This is a genomic window from Actinomadura formosensis, assembly GCF_050948385.1.
Taxonomy (GTDB): domain Bacteria; phylum Actinomycetota; class Actinomycetes; order Streptosporangiales; family Streptosporangiaceae; genus Spirillospora; species Spirillospora formosensis.
Map to the genome: position 1 here is coordinate 4,049,881 of NZ_CP192011.1, position 19,346 is coordinate 4,069,226.

At 69.3% G+C, this 19,346-nt stretch carries 13 protein-coding genes, 3 rRNA genes and 1 pseudogene; 4 read left to right on the forward strand and 13 right to left on the reverse strand.

The genetic code is table 11. The features are described 5' to 3' along the window. The 6 genes and pseudogenes from ACQP1N_RS19510 to ACQP1N_RS19535 all read right to left on the reverse strand — a co-directional run bounded on the left by ACQP1N_RS19510 (position 1) and on the right by ACQP1N_RS19535 (position 6,355). Positions 1 to 957 (reverse strand): copper transporter, encoded by a 957-nt coding sequence (locus ACQP1N_RS19510; RefSeq protein ID WP_067805724.1) that lies wholly within the window; start codon positions 955 to 957, stop codon positions 1 to 3. Further along, positions 954 to 2,204 (reverse strand): putative cytokinetic ring protein SteA, encoded by a 1,251-nt coding sequence (gene steA / locus ACQP1N_RS19515; RefSeq protein ID WP_084263412.1) that lies wholly within the window; start codon positions 2,202 to 2,204, stop codon positions 954 to 956. Before steA ends, ACQP1N_RS19510 begins: the two co-directional genes overlap by 4 nt. A 94-nt stretch (positions 2,205 to 2,298) precedes the next feature. Further along, entirely contained in the window at positions 2,299 to 4,005 is a 1,707-nt protein-coding gene (gene recN, locus ACQP1N_RS19520) for a DNA repair protein RecN (protein ID WP_067805736.1), read from the reverse strand. Between the two features lie 223 nt (positions 4,006 to 4,228). Beyond that, positions 4,229 to 5,113, reverse strand: a pseudogene (locus ACQP1N_RS19525) (NAD kinase); the annotation flags it as partial. Positions 5,114 to 5,258: 145 nt separating this feature from the next. After that, positions 5,259 to 6,062, reverse strand: coding sequence for a TlyA family RNA methyltransferase (locus ACQP1N_RS19530; RefSeq protein ID WP_433225769.1), 804 nt, complete (start codon positions 6,060 to 6,062; stop codon positions 5,259 to 5,261). Further along, positions 6,059 to 6,355, reverse strand: a complete 297-nt coding sequence (locus ACQP1N_RS19535) for a hypothetical protein (protein WP_131733020.1) — start codon at positions 6,353 to 6,355, stop codon at positions 6,059 to 6,061. The genes ACQP1N_RS19530 and ACQP1N_RS19535 overlap by 4 nt, the downstream gene beginning before the upstream one ends. Positions 6,356 to 6,467: 112 nt before the next feature. On the opposite strand from ACQP1N_RS19535, the gene ACQP1N_RS19540 reads away from it, so the two are divergent. Then, positions 6,468 to 6,809 carry an SCP2 sterol-binding domain-containing protein gene (locus tag ACQP1N_RS19540; RefSeq protein WP_067805714.1) on the forward strand — a complete coding sequence of 114 codons (342 nt, stop codon included), beginning with the start codon at positions 6,468 to 6,470 and terminating at the stop codon, positions 6,807 to 6,809. Positions 6,810 to 6,811: 2 nt separating this feature from the next. On the opposite strand, the gene ACQP1N_RS19545 is transcribed toward ACQP1N_RS19540, so the two are convergent. Then, positions 6,812 to 7,834 carry an HAD-IIA family hydrolase gene (locus ACQP1N_RS19545; RefSeq protein ID WP_433232766.1) on the reverse strand — a complete coding sequence of 341 codons (1,023 nt, stop codon included), beginning with the start codon at positions 7,832 to 7,834 and terminating at the stop codon, positions 6,812 to 6,814. Between the two features lie 55 nt (positions 7,835 to 7,889). Beyond that, complete coding sequence (locus ACQP1N_RS19550; RefSeq protein ID WP_433225772.1) at positions 7,890 to 8,333, reverse strand: tetratricopeptide repeat protein; 444 nt, start codon at positions 8,331 to 8,333, stop codon at positions 7,890 to 7,892. Positions 8,334 to 8,408: 75 nt separating this feature from the next. Here ACQP1N_RS19550 and ACQP1N_RS19555 point away from each other — a divergent pair, with 75 nt between their 5' ends. Continuing rightward, positions 8,409 to 9,758 carry a DUF1015 family protein gene (locus tag ACQP1N_RS19555; RefSeq protein WP_084263410.1) on the forward strand — a complete coding sequence of 450 codons (1,350 nt, stop codon included), beginning with the start codon at positions 8,409 to 8,411 and terminating at the stop codon, positions 9,756 to 9,758. 7 nt (positions 9,759 to 9,765) lie between these two features. Next, positions 9,766 to 10,704, forward strand: a complete 939-nt coding sequence (locus ACQP1N_RS19560) for an MBL fold metallo-hydrolase (RefSeq protein ID WP_433225775.1) — start codon at positions 9,766 to 9,768, stop codon at positions 10,702 to 10,704. Here the strand turns inward: ACQP1N_RS19560 and ACQP1N_RS19565 are convergent, their stop codons facing one another. Continuing rightward, the gene (locus ACQP1N_RS19565; RefSeq protein ID WP_433225777.1) at positions 10,705 to 11,868 is read right to left on the reverse strand and encodes an alkaline phosphatase PhoX; all 1,164 of its coding nucleotides are present in this window, start codon (positions 11,866 to 11,868) and stop codon (positions 10,705 to 10,707) included. A 105-nt stretch (positions 11,869 to 11,973) separates the two neighbouring features. Beyond that, positions 11,974 to 12,744, reverse strand: coding sequence for a hypothetical protein (locus tag ACQP1N_RS19570; protein ID WP_433225779.1), 771 nt, complete (start codon positions 12,742 to 12,744; stop codon positions 11,974 to 11,976). Here ACQP1N_RS19570 and ACQP1N_RS19575 point away from each other — a divergent pair. Then, on the forward strand, positions 12,721 to 13,518 hold the full coding sequence (locus tag ACQP1N_RS19575) for a hypothetical protein (RefSeq protein ID WP_433225781.1): 798 nt from the start codon (positions 12,721 to 12,723) through the stop codon (positions 13,516 to 13,518). The genes ACQP1N_RS19570 and ACQP1N_RS19575 overlap by 24 nt on opposite strands. Before the next feature lie 302 nt (positions 13,519 to 13,820). On the opposite strand, the gene rrf is transcribed toward ACQP1N_RS19575, so the two are convergent. The 3 genes from rrf to ACQP1N_RS19590 form a co-directional block, all read right to left on the reverse strand. Further along, a 5S ribosomal RNA gene (gene rrf / locus ACQP1N_RS19580) occupies positions 13,821 to 13,937 on the reverse strand. Between the two features lie 167 nt (positions 13,938 to 14,104). Further along, positions 14,105 to 17,213: ribosomal RNA gene (locus ACQP1N_RS19585) — 23S ribosomal RNA — on the reverse strand. Positions 17,214 to 17,632: 419 nt separating this feature from the next. Next, positions 17,633 to 19,154, reverse strand: a 16S ribosomal RNA gene (locus ACQP1N_RS19590). Together the 16S, 23S and 5S rRNA genes form the textbook arrangement of a ribosomal RNA operon. Positions 19,155 to 19,346: the final 192 nt, after the last annotated feature.

Here is a 19,346-nt window from a genome sequence, read left to right on the forward strand (position 1 = left end):
TCACCCGTTCTTCCCCGCCGTGGGCGCGGGCGAGGGCAGGTAGCCGCTCACGCCGGCGCCCGTGCCGTACTGCCCGGACTTGCCGTCGATCTCCTTCTGCAGCGCCAGGATCGTCACGACCTGCCCGGACGCGGTGTCCACCACGTCCACGGTGGAGACCGAGCCGTCGGAGTCGGAGTCGCGCAGCGCCGCGATCAGCCCGCCCTCCTGCGCCGAGGTCGACGGGCCACCGACGACGGTACCGCGCCCGGCGGCGTCGAGGGCGGCGGCCAGCGAGATCAGCGCCTTGTTGTCCTCGTCGCCGCCGTCGTAGGCGTACGGGGCGGCGGGCGCGACCATGACGGCGAGGGTGGCGTGCTGGCCGGGCTTGCCGCTGGTGGTGACGTACCCGGCCTGCCGGAAGCCGTTGAGGACGGCGCCGCCGGCGGCGTCCTCGCGGCCGGACTTGGCGGGGTCCCGGGTGACGAGCGCGTTCGCCAGCACCGTGCCCGCCTTGTCGTAGGCGTCCGCGTCCGCGGGGAACTCGACGCCGTCGCCCTTCAGCCGGGTGGTCAACTCGTCGACGGCCGTCCGCTGGTCGTCGTCCAGAAGCTTCTTCTGGATCGTGACCCGCCCGGTGACGGCGGCGCCCGCGTTCTTCGCCAGCTCGCTGACCTGCTCGATGCTGTCGTTGCCGGCGCCCGGTGTCTCGATGAGCACCACCGACTGGCCCTTCAGCCGGTTCTGGACGAGCTGCGGCGACAGCACCTTGGTGAACTGCTCCTGCCCGTTCACCTGGTGCTGCAGGTCCCGCTGCGCCAGCCGGGCCTGCTGGGCGGTCTTGGCCGCCGAGTTGGCCTGCTGCCGCAGGGTTTCGCTCACCGAGTCCGACAGGGTGGTGGAGCCCAGCACGATGCCGAGCGCCAGCGCGAGGAAGATCGCGACGATGGAGACGAGGTGGTAGCGGAAATCGATCACGTGAAAAGTCCGGTCAGCCAGAAGACGAAGGCGTGCCAGCGGTCGGCCAGCAGGGGACTGATGACGTCCCCCGCCGGGGACATGGCGACGGCGGTGACGATGGCGATGAACGCGCCGAGGACGAGGAACAGCAGCGACCCGGTGGAGATGCGGCTGCGGTAGAGCCTGCTGACGCCCTTGGCGTCGACGAGCTTGCTGCCGACCCGGAGCCGGGTGAGGAACGTGCTGGCCATGCCGGCACGGCCCTTGTCGAGGAACTCCACCATGTTGGCGTGCGTGCCGACCGCGACGATCAGGGTCGCGCCCTTGTCGTCGGCGAGCAGCATCGCGATGTCCTCGCTGGTGGCGGTGGCCGGGAACACCACGGCCTGCTGCCCGAGCTCGTGGACGCGTTTCAGGCCCGGCGCGCGGCCGTCCCGGTAGGCGTGCACGACGATCTCGGCGCCGCAGGTCAGCGCGGCGTCGGAGACCGAGTCCATGTCCCCGACGATCATGTCGGGGCGGTAGCCGGCCTCCAGCAGCGCGTCGGCGCCGCCGTCCACCCCGATCAGCACGGGACGGTACTCGCGGATGTAGGGCCGCAGGGTCGCGATGTCCTCGCGGTAGTGGTAGCCGCGCACGACGATCAGCGCGTGCCGCCCGGCGATCTTCGTGCCGATGTCGGGGACGCCGACGCCGTCGATGAGCAGGTCGCGCTCGCGCTTGACGTACTCCATCGTGTTGGCGACGAACGCCTCCAGCTGGGACGCGAGCCCCGCCTTGGCCTCGGCCAGCGCCGTCTGGACGGACTCGGCGGTCTGCTCGGTGCCCTTGGTGACGACGTCCTCGCCGCGGAACACGGCGGACCCCTCGACGCGGACCTGGTCGCCCTCCTGCAGCTTGGTGAAAATCTCCGGGCCGACGTCGTCCAGCAGCGGGATGCCGGCCTCGACCAGGATCTGCGGGCCGAGGTTCGGGTACCGGCCGGAGATGCTCGGCGCCACGTTCACCACGGCGCCCGCCTGGCACGCCACCAGCGCCTCGGCGCTGACACGGTCGAGATCGACATGGTCGATCACCGCGACCTCGCCGGGTTGCAGCCGCTTGGTCAGGTTCTTGGTGCGGCGGTCGAGCCGGACCGTGGCGCTGACTCCCGCCCGGCCGTCGTCGCGGGCCCGGCCCAGCGCGAGGACGCGCCGCGGCAGTTTCCGGTTCAGCCGGGCGCGCCACTCGGCGGCGGACTCGGTGGTGGGTGACGGGTCGTTCATCGTCGACCATCCTGCCAGAGCGGGCGAGCCAACGCCGGAGGGCACGGATGTCCGGGCGCATCCGCGCGGGCACCCCCGGTGACCCCGCGGGCGGTCACCGTTCCTCGGCGGCCATCGCGAGCAGCTCCTCGGCGTGGGCGCGGCCGAGCTCGGAGTCCTCCAGGCCGGCCAGCATCCGCGACAGCTCCCGGACGCGTCCCTCCCGGTCCAGGGCGGTGACGTCGCTGCTGGTCACCGTGCCGTCATCGGACTTCTCCACCAGCAGGTGCCGCTCGGCGAACGCCGCGACCTGCGGCAGGTGCGTGACGACGATCACCTGCGCGTTGCGGGCCAGCCGCGCCAGCCGCCGCCCGATCTCCACCGCGGCCTTGCCGCCGACACCCGCGTCGACCTCGTCGAACACGAACGTCGGGACGGGGTCGGCGCCGGCGAACACGACCTCGATCGCCAGCATCACCCGGGACAGCTCACCACCGGACGCGCCCTTGTGCAGCGGCAGCGGCGGCGACCCCGGATGCGGCGCCAGCCGGACCTCGACCTCGTCGACGCCGTGCGGCCCGTAGTCACCGGTCGGGTTCACCGTGACGACGACGCGCGCGTGCGGCATCGCCAGCGCCGTCAGCTCCCCGGTCACGGCATCGGAGAACCGCTCGGCGGCGCGGGTGCGGACCGCGGTCAGCTCCCCCGCCTCGGCGGTGAGCCGCTCGGTCAGCTCGGCGTGCTCGGCGCGCAGTTCATCGATGCGGTCGTCGTCGCCCTCCAGTTCGGTGAGGCGGGCCGCCGCCGTCCGCGCCCACTCCAGGACCCCGGCGGCCGTCCCGTCCGTCCCGCCGTACTTGCGGATCAGCGCGGTCAGCTCCGCACGCCGCTCCTGGACGGCCGCGAGCCGCGCCGGGTCGGCGTCCACGGACTCGGCGTAGGACGCGAGGTCGGTGCCGACGTCGGAGACGAGGTAGCCGGTCTCGGCGAGCCGGTCGGCGAGCGCCGCCAGCTCCGGGTCGTGCTCGCGGACGGCGTCGAGCGCGTTGCGGGCCTGGCCGAGCAGGCTGGTCACGTTCGCGGCCTCGAACGCGGCGGCCGGATCGCCGAGCAGCGCCTCATGCGCGGTGTCGGCCGCGCCGCGCAGCGCGTCGGCGTGCCCGAGCCGCTCCTCCTCGGCGGCGAGCTCGGCGTCCTCGCCTTCCTTCGGGTCGACCTTCTCGATCTCCTCCAGGCCGAAGCGGAGCACGCCGGCCTCCTGGGACCGCTCCCGCGCCCGCGTCGTCAGCTCCTCCAGCAGCGCGGTGACCTGCCGGTGCCGCTGGTACGCCTTGGTGTAGGCGCGCATCGGCTTGGTCAGCGCGCCACCCGCGTACCGGTCGAGCGCGGCGCGCTGCCGCCCGGCCTGCAGCAGCCGCTGCTGGTCGGACTGGCCGTGCACGGCGACCAGGTCGTCCGCCAGATTGATCAGCACGCTCACCGGGACGGACCGGCCGCCGAGGAACGCGCGGGAGCGTCCCTCCGCCGACACCGACCGGGTCACGATCAGCGCGCCGTCGTCCAGCTCGCCGCCGGACTCCTCGACCCGCTCCACCGCGCGGCCGCCCGGGTCGACGGCGATCCGTCCCTCGACCGTCGCGCGGCCCGCGCCCGGCCTGACCCGCTGCGGGTCGGCGCGGCCGCCGAACAGCAGCCCGAGGCTGGTGACCACCATGGTCTTGCCTGCCCCGGTCTCCCCGGTCACCACGTTGAAGCCAGGCGACAGATCGAGCACGGCCTCGTCGATCACCCCGAGGCCCTGGATCCGCACCTCATCGATCATCGGACGCACCAGCGTCACAACCCTCCGCAAACAGATCCCCGATCGGCGCCTGTGGAGATTATCCCCTCTGCTCGCCGGACACTCCCCCGTCCGGCTCCGGGTCCGATCCAGGAACGCCGCCCGGCACATCTCCCGGCCCGGTGGGGCCGGCGATGCCGCCCGCGGCCGGGGCGTCGCCGATCTGCGAGTCCCCGAGCGGCGGGGACGGCCGGGTCGGCTGCCGGACCCGGCCGCGCCAGCCCGTCACCGGCAGCCCGAACTTGGTGACCAGCCGGTCGGTGAAGGGGGTGAGGTGCAGCCGCGCGAGCCGCACCGGCTCCGCGCCGCGGCGGACCTCCACCCGCGCGCCCGGCGGCAGGTCGAGCGTGCGGCGCCCGTCGCACCACAGGACGGCGCGGGGCGTGTCCGGCAGCACCTCCACCGCGACCAATGAGCGCGGCGACACCACCAGCGGACGAGCGAACAGCGAATGCGCGCTGATCGGCACGACGAGCATCGCCTCCACCTGCGGCCACACGACCGGGCCGCCGGCGGAGAACGCGTACGCGGTGGAGCCGGTCGGTGTGGCGCACACCACCCCGTCGCAGCCCCAGTTCGACAGCGGGCGGCCGTCGATCTCGGCGACGACCTCCAGCATCCGCTCCCGCTCGCCCTTCTCGATGCTGGCCTCGTTCAGCGCCCACGTCGTGCCCATCACGGTGCCGTTGCGGCGGACGGTGACGTCCACGGTCATCCGCTCCTCGACCTCGTAGCGGCGCGTGCACACCCGGTCGACGGTGGCGGCGAGGTCCTCCCGCTCGGCCTCGGCGAGGAACCCGACGTGCCCCAGGTTGACACCGAGCAGCGGGGTGCCGGACGTGCGGGTCAGGTCGGCGGCGCGCAGCAGCGTCCCGTCCCCGCCGAGGACCATGACGACCTCGGCGTCGTCGGCGGCCGCGGCGGTGCTGGGCATGACCTCCACGCCCGTGCAGCCGATCCGCCCGGCTTCGTCGTCCAGGACCCGGACGCAGATCCCGGCCTCGCTGAGCCGCTCGATGACCAGCTGCGCGCTGCGGACGGCCTCGGGCCGCCCGGTGTGCGTCACGACCAGCACCGACCTTTTGCTCATGCTCTCGCCCCACTCCCCGGCGTGCTCCGGCGTACAGACGTCTGGACGAACACCCCTCGGGAGGACGTTCCCGGTTCGGCCGTCCCCTGGACATCCCAAAGGCCCTGTACGTTCCGGAGACCCTGGAGGTTCGGGGGCCCGCCGCTCACCGCGGGCCCTCCTCGATCGCCTTCGCCAGGCCGGCCTCGTCCAGCGGCGGGGCCCCGGCGCGCAGCCACAGGAAGTACTCCACGTTGCCGGACGGGCCCGGCAGCGGGCTCGCCGTCACCCCGAGGACGCCCAGGCCGAGCGTCGCCGCGTGGTGCGCCACCCCGCGCACCGCGTCGGCGCGCAGCTCCGGGTCGCGGACCACGCCGCCCGCGCCGACCCGGTCCTTGCCGACCTCGAACTGCGGCTTGACCATGACCGCGTAGTCGGCGCCGGGCGCGGCGCATTCGCGCACCGGCCCGAGGACGAGCTTCAGCGAGATGAACGACAGGTCGCCGACGACCAGATCCGGGAGCGGGTCGCCCAGCATCTCCGGCCGCAGCTCGCGGATGTTGACCCGCTCCAGGACGGTGACCCGGTCGTCGGTGCGCAGCGGCCAGGCGATCTGCCCGTAGCCGACGTCCACCGCGTAGACGTGCGCGGCGCCCGCGCGCAGCAGGACGTCGGTGAACCCGCCGGTCGAGGCGCCCGCGTCCAGGCAGACGCGGCCCCGCACCGCCAGGCCGCCGAACGCCTTCAGCGCGCCCGCGAGCTTGTGCCCGCCGCGCGACACGTACTCGGGGCCGGCACCGGATTCGGCCACGACGATCGCGGCGCCCGCCTCGACCTGCGTCGCCGCCTTCGCGGCCCGCTGCCCGCCGACCCGCACCCGGCCGTCGGCGATGAGCTGCGCGGCATGCTCCCGCGACCGCGCCAGTTTCCTGCGGACGAGTTCGGCGTCCAGTCTCCGGCGAGTGCTCACGGGCGGGGGCGCAGGGCGTCGGGGAAGGCGGGGCGGGGCGGCTCCTCCTGCCCGGCGGACGCGAGCAGTTCCTGAAGCCGCTGGTGGACGTCCTCGAAGATCTCCACGTGCGCGGGGACGGGCCGCCCGCCGAGCTCGCCGAGGCGCGCCACGGCGGCGTCCACGCGCGGATCACCGGTCGGGTCGGGCGGCGCCGCGGCCGGGAACCCCGGCTCCGGCGCCTGCTCCCCGGCCTCCCCGGTCTCGCCGGCGGCCGGGAACTCCGGCCTCCCCGCGGCCTCGTCGGACATCACGTTTTACCTCCCAGCGGTCCCGGAGCGCCCGTGACGAGTCGCCTCCGGCTCATCCCGAACGCTACCGTCCCTGAACGACATCGTTACCGGACGAACGGGGAACTGCCTGACCATGGCGAACGAGGAGGACTGCCGTGCGGCGCTGGACCGCGTCGCGGCGCGGCTGGCGGAGGTGGACGCCGACCGGCTCGCCGAGCACGTCGTCGAGCGGACGATCAGCTGCCGCATCCCCGATCTCGGGCTGGCCTACCGCACCCGCCTGCACCAGGGGGGTCTCGACCCCTTCGAGCCGGACGGCGACCCCGGGTCCGCGCAGGTGCGCCTCACCGTGGGCAGCGACGATCTCGTCGCGATGGCGCACGACGAACTGAACCCGGCCAAGGCGTGGGTCGCCGGCCGCGTCAAGATCGAGGCGAGCATCTTCGATCTGCTGCGCCTCCGCAAGCTGCTCTGACCTCACTGGCGGGTGGGCGCGGAGGCGAACGGAAGGCTTTCCATGGCCTCGGTGAGGGCTTCGCGGGGCGGCGGCGTGTCGCTCTCCCAGGCGGCGGACGCGAGGGCGCGCAGGCCATCGTAGGGGTCGCCCGAGCCGGTGACGGTGAACGTCTCGCCGCCGCGCCGGGCCGTCCAGCCGCCGCAGCGGTATCCGCCGTCCACCGGGACGATCTCCGGATGCGGGACGAGCAGCCCGGTCAGATCGGGCGCCAGGTAGGTGGGGCGCCGGTTCGGCGGCGCCGTGAGGGCCCGCATGTGGCCGGTGACCCCGGTGAACACCAGGAGGCTGTCGGCGTCGCCGTTGTGGGCGCCCTCGATGTCGGTGTCGAGCCGGTCCCCGACCACGAGCGGGCGCCGGGCGCCCGTGCGCAGGATCGACTCCTGGTGCAGCGGGCGTTCGGGCTTGCCGGTGACGATCGGCTCGACGCCCGTGGCGGAGCTGATCACGCGGAGCAGCGCGCCGTTCCCCGGGTGCGGGGGCCCGTCGCCGCCGGGGATGGTCAGGTCGCCGTTGGACCCGACGAACAGCGCGCCCATGGCGACGGCCTGCGCGCCCTCGGACAGCGCCCCGTAGGTGAGTCCGGGGTGGTAGCCCTGCACGACGGCGGCCGGCCGTCCCGCCGCGGTCGACACCGGGCGTAGTCCGTGCTGGTACAGGGCGTGCCGCAGCCCCATGCCGCCGACCACGAGGACCTCCGACCCGGCGGGCAGCCGCTCGGCGAGCAGGCGCGCCGCGGCCTGCGCGGACGTCACCACGTCGTCCGCCTCGGCCGGGACGCCGACGTCGGTGAGCAGCGCCGCGACGGCCGACGGCGTCCGGGAGGCGTTGTTGGTCACGAATGCGAGACGCTGCCCGGCCGCCCGCGCCTTGGCGAGCGACTCCGCCGCCGCCGGGACGGGCCTGCGGCCGACGTAGACGACCCCGTCGAGGTCGAGCAGGGCGACGTCGTACGCCTCGCTCAGGGGACGGTCGCTGCCTTTCATCGCGCTCCTCATGCGTGCGATCGTACGGGGGTGTTACCTGCGGGTAAGGCGCGGGTCAGCGCCGCACCGCGAGGGTGGCCCTGGCGTGCCGCAGCGCCCTCGCGTAGTCCCGGTTGTCGGGACGCATGGCGGCGGCGAGCGCCAGATGCTCGACGGCCCCCTCGAAGTCGCCGAGCCGGCTGAGCGCCAGCCCGAGCCCGAACCGGGCGTAGTCCTCGGCGGGCTCCTCCTCGACGATCCCGCGGAAGCTCTCGGCCGCCGCGCCGAACTGCCGGGCGCCGAACTGGGCGCGGGCGAGCGCCTCCCGGATGCTGTGCGACCCCGGCTCGGCCTCCGCCGCCCGCGCCAGCAGCTGCAGCGCCGCGGCGGCGCTGCCCGACCGCAGCAGCTCCAGGCCCCGCGTGTACCACTCGTAGACCCCGCCGCCCGGCGAGGCCGCGTGCTCGCCCGGATCGTCCGCTGGGGAATCGTCCGGCCGTCCAGATCCTTGACCATTCATATGGACCTCCCCTCGGATCACCGTACCCGCCGGGGCGCCGGGCGCCTCCCGGCGCACACGCCGCTCACGACTACGATGCCCACCGTGGACGACGATCTCCCCTCCGGTCTCGGCCCGGAGGAGTTCAGCGCCCAGATCTTCGGGACGTCCGGGCCGCGCACGGGCGCCGGCCTGGAGCTGGCCCCCTTCCGCGGTGTCCGGTTCGTCCCGGAGGTGGCGGGCGATCCGGCCTCGGTCACCATGCCGCCGTACGACCTGATCGACGAGGCGGCGGCACTGCGGCTGCTGGCGGGCGGCGGGCACAACATCGTCCGGCTCAACCTGCCGCGCGCCGCCGGGGAGGGCTACGAGGCGGCGGGCGAACGGCTCCGCCGCTGGCTGGACGAGGGTGCCCTCGCCATCGACCCCGACCCGGCCCTGTACGTCTACGAGGCGGCCCGCGGCGGGACGGTCCTGCAGCGCGGCCTGATCGGCGCGCTGGGGCTGCGCCCGGAGGCCGACGGCGTCGTGCTGCCGCACGAGAACGTCTTCCCCGGCCCGGTCCGCGACCGGCTCGCGCTGATGACGGCGGCGAACGCCAACCTGGAGCCGATCTTCCTGGTGTACGAGGGCGGCGGGGACACGGCGCGGATCGTCGACGACGCCGCCTCCCGCGCGCCGCTGGTGGAGTTCGACGCCGACGACGGGCTGACGCACCGGCTGTGGCGCATCACCGACCCCGTCTCGCACGCGCGCGTGGCCACAGACCTCCGGGACAAGCAGGCCCTCATCGCGGACGGCCATCACCGTTACGCCACCTACCGCGCCTTGCAGGCCCGCCACCACGCCGCCGGTGACGGGCCCGGCCCATGGGACACCGGGCTGGCGCTCCTGGTGGACTCGACGCGTTACCCACCGCATCTGGGCGCGATCCACCGCGTCCTGCCCGGCCTCCCTCCGGACGACGCAGTCGGCAAGGCCCGCAAGGTCTTCCGGGTGACCGACTTCCTGGACGAGGGGTCCGCCGTCGAAGCCTTGGCCAATGCGAAGGGCCCCACGTTCCTTCTCGGCGGAGGTGACACCTTTCATCTTCTTTCGGAGCCCGACGAGGACGCACTCGCGCGCTGCATGCCGTCCGAGCACTCGCCGCGCTGGCGCCGGCTCCACACCGCCGTCCTCGACCATCTCCTCATCGAGCACGTGTGGGACATCCCGGAGAATGAGAACGCCATCGAGGTGGTGCACGACGACCCGTCCGCCGCCGTGGCCCGCGCCCGGCGGGCGGGGGGCACGGCCGTCGTCCTGAACCCGCTCAAGGTGGCGGACGTCCTCGCCGTCGCGGGCAAGGGCGAGCGGGTGCCGCGCAAGTCGACCTCGTTCGGCCCCAAGCCGCGCACCGGACTCGTCCTGCGGCTCCTCGACCCGGACACCGCAGAGAGGCCATGATCGGGGGATGGACACCGCGACCACGATCACACCGCTCGGCGGGGACGTCTACGAGATCGACACCCGGATGGCCGGCCACACCGGCATCACCGCCGGATACCTGATCCTGTCCGACCGGCCATGCCTGGTGGAGCCGGGCACATCCGGCTCGGCCCCCGTGGTGCAGGCGGCGCTGCGGGAGATGGGCGTCGGACCGGACGACCTGGCGACCGTGGTCGTGACCCACATCCACCTCGACCACGCGGGCGGCGTCGGCGACATCGCGAAGATGTATCCGCGGGCGGAGGTCGTCGTCCACGAGAAGGGCGCACGGCACCTGGCCGACCCGTCCCGGCTCATGCGCAGCGCCCGGATGGTGTACGGCGACAGCCTGGACACGCTGTTCGGGGAGCTGAAGCCGACGGACGCGGCACGGATCCGGGCCGTCGAGGACACCGGCGTCATCGACCTCGGCGGCGGGCGGCGGCTGGAGTCGCACTACTCCCCCGGCCACGCCAAGCACCACGTCGGGCTGATGGACTCCCAAACCGGCGACCTGTACGTGGGCGACGCCGCCGGCATCTACATCCCGGAGACGGCGGATGTGAAACCCGCGACGCCGCCGCCCGACTTCGACCTCGACACCGCGCTCGCCTCGCTCGCCAGGTTCCGGTCACTGGGCCCGCAACGGCTGCTGTTCGCGCACTACGGGCCCGTGAGCGAAGTGGACGACACGCTCGAACGGTCGGCGGAGGAACTGCGGGTCTGGGTGGACGCCGTCCAGGACGCCAAGGACCAGGACCTCGACCTCGACCACGCCGTCGCGATGGTCGTCGACCGGACCAAGGACCGCTACGCCGTCACGGGCGGCGACATCGACCCGGAACTCGCCGCCAAGTACGAGCTGCTGAGCAGCGCGCGGAGCAACGTCGCCGGAATCATGCACGCCCTGGGCAAGCACGCCTGATCAGCGGAACGGGCCGGTGACCTCGAACGTGCAGCCGTCCATACCGGCGATGAAGCCGCTCCTGCCGCGCTGGGACGAAAAGTACAGGCGTGAACCGTCCGGGCTGAACGCAGGACCGGTGATCTCCGACTTGTCGTGGCCGGCGACGCGCAGGAACGGCGTCACGATCCCGTCCGTGGTGATGAGGTTGATCTCCATGTTGTCACCGTCCTCGGCGACGTAGAGGTCACCGGACGACGTGGCGGTCACGGCGTCGACGCCGTGCAGGGGCGCCTCTCCGGTGGTGACGAGGCCGTCGTCGTAGGCGATGTCCAGCCGCTCATTGGCCGCGTCGTAGGCCCACACACGGCCGTCACCCTTGGTGGTGAAGTAGCAGACGCCGTGCGTGTAGTAGCAGCCTTCGCCGCCGTCGAAACGCATGGCGTCCACCACCTGCTCACGGGTCGGGGTAAGCCAAAATTGGGGACTGGGCACTTTCGTCCACCGGACGGGGCCCGTCCCGGAGCCGACCAGTACTTCGAGTGTGCCGGACGAAAGGTCGCCCCACGTCTTCGGCCGGAAACGGTAGAAACAGCCGTCGCCCTGGTCCTCGGTCAGGTAGACGACCTTGCGCACAGGATCGGACGCGGCGGCCTCGTGCTTGAACCTGCCCATCGCCGGACGGGCCACCGCCGCCTTCCGGCCGCGCGGATCCGTCTCGTAGACGAGGCCGTAGTCGTGCTCCTCGCATGACAGCCACGTGTTCCACGGCGTCGCCCCACCGGAGCAGTTCAGCGTGGTGCCGTTCAGGATGCGGTAGGCCCCGGTCACCTTCCCGAACGCGTCGAACCGCAGAGCGGACACGCCACCGACGAGGGGGACCTCCGAGTTGCTGACGTAGATCCAGCCGTCCCCGTCGGGGAAGCACGCTCCGCCGTCGGGGGCCGGATGCCAGGTGTGCCTCGTGCCCTCGACGCGTTGCTGCGACCGCGCCACGATCCGGCTCCTGAACCCCCTCGGCAACTGGAGCCCATTGCCGTCCGCGGTCTGCAACGGACCGTACGGGCTGGGACCTGGCTGCGCCGGCCCCGATGCGAGGGCCCGCTGCCACAGGGCGCCGGAGAACGCGGTCGTCCCACCGGCGACGGCGGCGGCGCGCAGGAACGCGCGTCGGTTGAGAGGCATGACTCTCCTCAGGGAGTCGGTCACCGCCGGACGGATCCGGCGGCCCCCGAACGGCGCGGTCCCGTGAATATCCGGGAAACCCGACCACCGGTCAAGTACCGGGCGTCACTCCTCTTCCGGGGGCCGCCCGTCCACCGGTTTCGGCTCCAGGAACACCGCCGGGGCCTCGGGGACGTCCTCCTCGGGCACGTCCTGGATCTCGGGTTCGGGGGGCTGGAACGCGATGTCCGTCGCCGCGGGCTCGGTGCCCTCGGCCTCTTCGGCGCCCTCTTCATCCTCGGTGTCGACGATGTCGAGACCCTCGATCTCGGCGTACCGTTCGGCGGCGTCGGTCTCGCCGTCCCGGTCCGCCGCCGCGGCCCGGGCGAACCAGTCGGCCGCCTCGCCCTCCCGGCCGGCCGCGACGAGCGCGTCCGCGTAGGCGTAGAACAGCCGCATCGACCACGGCCGGAGCCGCCGGTCGCGCAGCTCGGGGATCTGCAGGGTGACCACGGCCGCGTCGTACTGCCCCATGTCGCGGCGCACACCCGACTCCACGATGCGCAGCTCGACTCGTCCCATCGGGTCGAGCTTCTCCGCCTCCGGCGACTTGACCAGGTCCAGGGCGCGTTCGGGACGGCCGAGGCCGCGCTCGCAGTCGGCCATCACCGGCAGGTACGAGTCGTCACCGGCGCCGAGCCGCCGCGCGGCCCGCAGCTCCGCGAGCGCCTCCGCCCACTCACCCGAGTGGTACGCCGCGATCCCGGCGGCCTCCCGGACGATCCCGACACGGGACGCGAGCCGCCGCGCGGCCCTCGCGTGCTTGTAGGCCTGCTCCGGCTCGTCCTCGGCCAGCCGCCCGGCCATCACCAGGTGGCGCGCGACCTTCGCCGCCAACTCCTTCGGCAGCGTGCGCAGCTCGACGCGGGCGTCGGCGTCCAGTTCCTCGCCGGTGACGTCGTCCGGGAGCAGCGGATCATCGTGCCTCGGCGCGGGACGCTCGCGCTCCTCGGGCCTCTCCCGCCGGTCCCGGCGGTCACGCGGCGGCCCGTAGGAACGTCCGCCTTCCTGCGGACGCTTAGGCCCGCGTCCCTTGAAGGGCGGCTTGTCGCGCTCTCCGGGACGTCCTTCGCGCTTCCCCTCGAACCGGCGCCCGCCAGAACGACGCTCGTCACGCCCCGTCCTGTCGTCACGATCCTTGAACCGGCGCTCCTGCGGACGTCCCTCGAACCGCCGCTCTCCCTGACCGCCGCCTGGACGCCCTTCCCGGCGCGGACCGGCACCCTGACCCTGGCGAGGCCCACGAGGACCGGCAAAGCGCCCTTCCCGGCGCTCACCCCCCTGCTGACCGCCGAACCGCCGTTCCCCCGGCTTCCCCTGGCCACCGCGCGGCCCATCGAACCTGCGCTCCCCGGGCTTTCCCTGGCCACCGCGCGGCCCATCGAACCTGCGCTCCCCGGGCTTTCCCTGGCCACCGCGCGGCCCATCGAACCTGCGCTCCCCGGGCTTTCCCTGGCCACCGCGCGGCCCATCGAACCGGCGTTCACCGCGCGGGCCACCGGAACGGGCCTCACGACGGTCGTCCGAGCGTCCCTCACGGGATTCGGTGCGCCGATCGTCGGAACGTTTGAAGGGACGGTCCGGCTTCCGATCATCACGCTTACCACGTGAATCCCGGCCCTTCCAGCCACCACTGGCGCGAGGTGCTCCACCGCGAGGCCCGCCACCCTTGCGGTCCCCGGCCCCGCCAGGGCCGCCACGGGCGTTACCCCCACGACGGGCCGGCGCGTTCCGCCGCCCGTTATCGCCCCGCCGCTCGCGGCTGTCGTCGCTGCGGCTGTCCTCTTCCGCGCTCATCACGTCCGTCACTGTTCTTGATGGTGGTTCGTGAACCCTTGCAGCCTACTTCGACAGAACCACGACATGCGTCGAGGGCCGCCCCGCAAATTCGGGGCGACCCTCGACCAATTCAAGTCCGGCGGTGTCCTACTCTCCCACACGGTCTCCCATGCAGTACCATCGGCGCTGAAGGGCTTAACTTCCGGGTTCGGGATGGGACCGGGTGTTTCCCCTTCGCCAAAACCACCGAACGACCAACCCCCAACACCCCACCAAACAGGGGGGTGCGGGAAGACTCGTCCGAGCGTCAGGCTCGGTGTTCACTTTTTGCTGCGGTACCCGGTTGTTTTCCGGGAACCACACAGGGACGCGAACAACTACACGCAACACATGCGGCGATTTGGTTTGAACGGATCATGTGTTCAAGCCACTCGGCCTATTAGTACCGGTCGACTCCACACGTCACCGCGCTTCCATCTCCGGCCTATCAACCCGGTCGTCTACCGGGGGCCTTACACCCCACAAGGGGGTGGGAGAACTCATCTTGAGGAAGGCTTCCCGCTTAGATGCTTTCAGCGGTTATCCCGACCGAACGTAGCCAACCAGCCGTGCCCCTGGCGGGACAACTGGCACACCAGAGGTCCGTCCGTCCCGGTCCTCTCGTACTAGGGACAGACCCTCACAATTCTCCTACGCGCGCAGCGGATAGGGACCGAACTGTCTCGCGACGTTCTAAACCCAGCTCGCGTGCCGCTTTAATGGGCGAACAGCCCAACCCTTGGGACCTACTCCAGCCCCAGGATGCGACGAGCCGACATCGAGGTGCCAAACCATCCCGTCGATATGGACTCTTGGGGAAGATCAGCCTGTTATCCCCGGGGTACCTTTTAGCCGTTGAGCGACACCACTTCCACACGTAGGTGCCGGATCACTAGGCCCTGCTTTCGCACCTGCTCGACACGTCCGTCTCACAGTCAAGCTCCCTTGTGCCCTTGCACTCGCCACCTGATTGCCAACCAGGCTGAGGGAACCTTTGGGCGCCTCCGTTACACTTTAGGAGGCAACCGCCCCAGTTAAACTACCCACCAGGCACTGTCCCCCACCCGGATCCACGGGTGCGGGTTAGACGCTCAAAACGACCAGAGTGGTATTTCACCAGCGACTCCACCGGCACTGGCGTGCCGGCTTCACAGTCTCCCACCTATCCTACACAAGACGCTCCAAGCGCCAATGCCAAGCTATAGTGAAGGTCCCGGGGTCTTTCCGTCCTGCTGCGCGAAACGAGCATCTTTACTCGTACTGCAATTTCGCCGGGCCTGTGGTTGAGACAGCGGGGAAGTCGTTACGCCATTCGTGCAGGTCGGAACTTACCCGACAAGGAATTTCGCTACCTTAGGATGGTTATAGTTACCACCGCCGTTTACCGGCGCTTAGATTCTCAGCTTCGACCCCCAAAGGGATCTAACCGGTCCTCTTAACGTTCCGGCACCGGGCAGGCGTCAGTCCGTATACCGCGTCTTACGACTTCGCACGGACCTGTGTTTTTAGTAAACAGTCGCTTCCCCCTGGCCTCTGCGACCCCACCCAGCTCCCACCGCAAGGGCGTTCACCGGGCGTGGTCCCCCTTCTCCCAAAGTTACGGGGGCAATTTGCCGAGTTCCTTAACCACAGTTCACCCGATCGCCTCGGTATTCTCTACCTGACCACCTGAGTCGGTTTAGGGTACGGGCCGCCGATACACTCGCTAGAGGCTTTTCTCGACAGCATGGGATCACTCACTTCACCTAAAACGGCTCGGCATCACATCTCACCCTCAACGGTGCACGGATTTACCTGCACACCGGGCTACATGCTTACCCCAGGACAACCATCGCCTGGGCTGAGCTACCCTCCTGCGTCACCCCATCACTCACCTACTACCCCCTCGGGCCGACCGCTAGCACCGAACCGAGCCCGAAGGCTCAACCCGGGATTCGGGGTCTTAGCATCAGAGGGTTCAGCGTTGGCGCATACCAGCGGGTACGGGAATATCAACCCGTTGTCCATCGACTACGCCTGTCGGCCTCGCCTTAGGTCCCGACTTACCCTGGGCGGATTAGCCTGCCCCAGGAACCCTTGGTCATTCGGCGCACACGTTTCTCACGTGTGACTCGCTACTCATGCCTGCATTCTCACTCCCACAGCCTCCACCACTCGATCACTCGGCGGCTTCACCGGCTGCAGGACGCTCCCCTACCCATCAACACATCACATGTCAATGCCACGGCTTCGGCGGTGTGCTTGAGCCCCGCTACATTGTCGGCGCGGAATCACTTGACCAGTGAGCTATTACGCACTCTTTCAAGGATGGCTGCTTCTAAGCCAACCTCCTGGTTGTCACGGCAACTCCACATCCTTTCCCACTTAGCACACGCTTAGGGGCCTTAGCCGATGATCTGGGCTGTTTCCCTCTCGACTACGAAGCTTATCCCCCGCAGTCTCACTGCCACGCTCTCACTTACCGGCATTCGGAGTTTGGCTGACGTCAGTAACCTTGTAGGGCCCATCAGCCATCCAGTAGCTCTACCTCCGGCAAGAAACACGCGACGCTGCACCTAAATGCATTTCGGGGAGAACCAGCTATCACGGAGTTTGATTGGCCTTTCACCCCTAACCACAGGTCATCCCCCAGGTTTTCAACCCTGGTGGGTTCGGGCCTCCACACCGTCTTACCGGCGCTTCACCCTGCCCATGGCTAGATCACCCCGCTTCGGGTCTACAGCATGCGACTGAAAACGCCCTATTCAGACTCGCTTTCGCTACGGCTACCCGCCACCGGTTAACCTCGCCACACACCATAACTCGCAGGCTCATTCTTCAAAAGGCACGCCATCACGAACACCACCCGAAGGCAGTGAGGACGCTCTGACGGCTTGTAGGCACACGGTTTCAGGTACTATTTCACGACCCCTCACCGGGGCACTTTTCACCTTTCCCTCACGGTACTGGTCCGCTATCGGTCATCAGGAAGTATTCAGCCTTACCACGTGGTCGTGGCAGATTCACACGGGATTTCACGGGCCCCGTGCTACTCGGGAACACACCCAAGAGACGTCATGATTTCACCTACCGGGCTCTCACCGTCTACGGCCGGCCATCCCATACCGTTCGGCTATCACAACATTTTGTAACTCTTCGACCCAGCGGCAGCTAGATCAAGGCGGTCCCACAACCCCGCACACGCAACACCTGCCGGCTATCACACGCGCACGGTTTAGGCTCCTCCGCTTTCGCTCACCACTACTCACGGAATCACTATTGTTTTCTCTTCCTGCGGGTACTGAGATGTTTCACTTCCCCGCGTTCCCACCAACCTGCCTATACATTCAGCAGGCGGCGACACCCCATGACGGGTGCCAGGTTTCCCCATTCGGAAATCCCCGGATCAAAGTCTGGTTGCCGACTCCCCGAGGCATATCGCAGGCTCCCACGTCCTTCATCGGCTCCTGATGCCAAGGCATCCACCGTATGCCCTTAAAAACTTGAACACACGAAACGATCAAAACAAATCGCAGATGAGAGATACATGACCCGAAAGCCACAACCCCTCACCAGAGATGCTCGCGTCCACTGTGCAGTTCTCAAAAAACAACCGGGCCCACCAGAACCCCACCCCCCATCACGGAAAGGTGCGGTGTCCGGTCCCGCAGTCCGAGGCCACCGGGCTTACGCCCGTTCCCTCAGGACCCAACAGCGTGCCCAGCCTGCCGACCGCCCGAAGCTCGTCGTTCCCACTCCCCGACCCGCAAGAGGTCAAGGCGGTACTTGCCGAGCCGCGCGGCCCGCAAACTGAATAGCCAGTGCTCCACATCTATGAGCAGCCACCTGACGGACGTGCGCCGTCAACGGCGGCCACCGACCCAGACACCCCTAAAAGAGGTCGCCTGAGCCAGTTGGTGCTCCTTAGAAAGGAGGTGATCCAGCCGCACCTTCCGGTACGGCTACCTTGTTACGACTTCGTCCCAATCGCCGGCCCCACCTTCGACCGCTCCCCCCACACAAGGTGGTTGGGCCACGGGCTTCGGGTGTTGCCGACTTTCGTGACGTGACGGGCGGTGTGTACAAGGCCCGGGAACGTATTCACCGCAGCGTTGCTGATCTGCGATTACTAGCGACTCCGACTTCACGAAGTCGAGTTGCAGACTTCGATCCGAACTGAGACCGGCTTTAAGGGATTCGCTCCACCTCACGGTATCGCAGCCCTCTGTACCGGCCATTGTAGCATGTTTGCAGCCCAAGACATAAGGGGCATGATGACTTGACGTCATCCCCACCTTCCTCCGAGTTGACCCCGGCGGTCTCCCATGAGTCCCCACCATTACGTGCTGGCAACATGGAACGAGGGTTGCGCTCGTTGCGGGACTTAACCCAACATCTCACGACACGAGCTGACGACAGCCATGCACCACCTGTCACCGGCCCAAAAAGGACCCACCATCTCTGATGGTTTTCCGGCAATGTCAAGCCTTGGTAAGGTTCTTCGCGTTGCGTCGAATTAAGCAACATGCTCCGCCGCTTGTGCGGGCCCCCGTCAATTCCTTTGAGTTTTAGCCTTGCGGCCGTACTCCCCAGGCGGGGCGCTTAATGCGTTAGCTGCGGCGCGGAATCCGTGGAAGGACCCCACACCTAGCGCCCAACGTTTACGGCGTGGACTACCAGGGTATCTAATCCTGTTCGCTCCCCACGCTTTCGCTCCTCAGCGTCAGTACAGGCCCAGAGAACCGCCTTCGCCACCGGTGTTCCTCCCGATATCTGCGCATTTCACCGCTACACCGGGAATTCCGTTCTCCCCTACCTGCCTCTAGTCTGCCCGTATCCACCGCAGACCCACGGTTAAGCCGTGGGCTTTCACGACGGACGCAACAAACCGCCTACGAGCTCTTTACGCCCAATAATTCCGGACAACGCTTGCGCCCTACGTATTACCGCGGCTGCTGGCACGTAGTTAGCCGGCGCTTCTTCTGCAGGTACCGTCACGTTAGCTTCGTCCCTGCTGAAAGAGGTTTACAACCCGAAGGCCGTCATCCCCCACGCGGCGTCGCTGCGTCAGGCTTCCGCCCATTGCGCAATATTCCCCACTGCTGCCTCCCGTAGGAGTCTGGGCCGTGTCTCAGTCCCAGTGTGACCGGTCGCCCTCTCAGGCCGGTTACCCGTCGTCGCCTTGGTAGGCCATCACCCCACCAACAAGCTGATAGGCCGCGAGCCCATCCCCAACCGAAAAACTTTCCACCACCACCAGATGCCCGGAGTGGTCATATCCGGTATTAGACCCAGTTTCCCGGGCTTATCCCAGAGTCAGGGGCAGGTTGCTCACGTGTTACTCACCCGTTCGCCGCTCGAGTACCCCCGAAGGGGCCTTTCCGCTCGACTTGCATGTGTTAAGCACGCCGCCAGCGTTCGTCCTGAGCCAGGATCAAACTCTCCATTAAGGTCCAACGACCACACCAGGGAACAAACCCCGGCCGGCCAAACCTTGAAGAAAATCCCAGCACACACAACCCCCCAAGGGGGCCGTGTATTGCCTCAAAGAAATCCCCACCACCCCCACAAATGGAGGATGGCCACGGGGCGACCCGGCCAAAAAGGCCGAGCCGATAAAGGCACTGGCTTTTAACACGCTG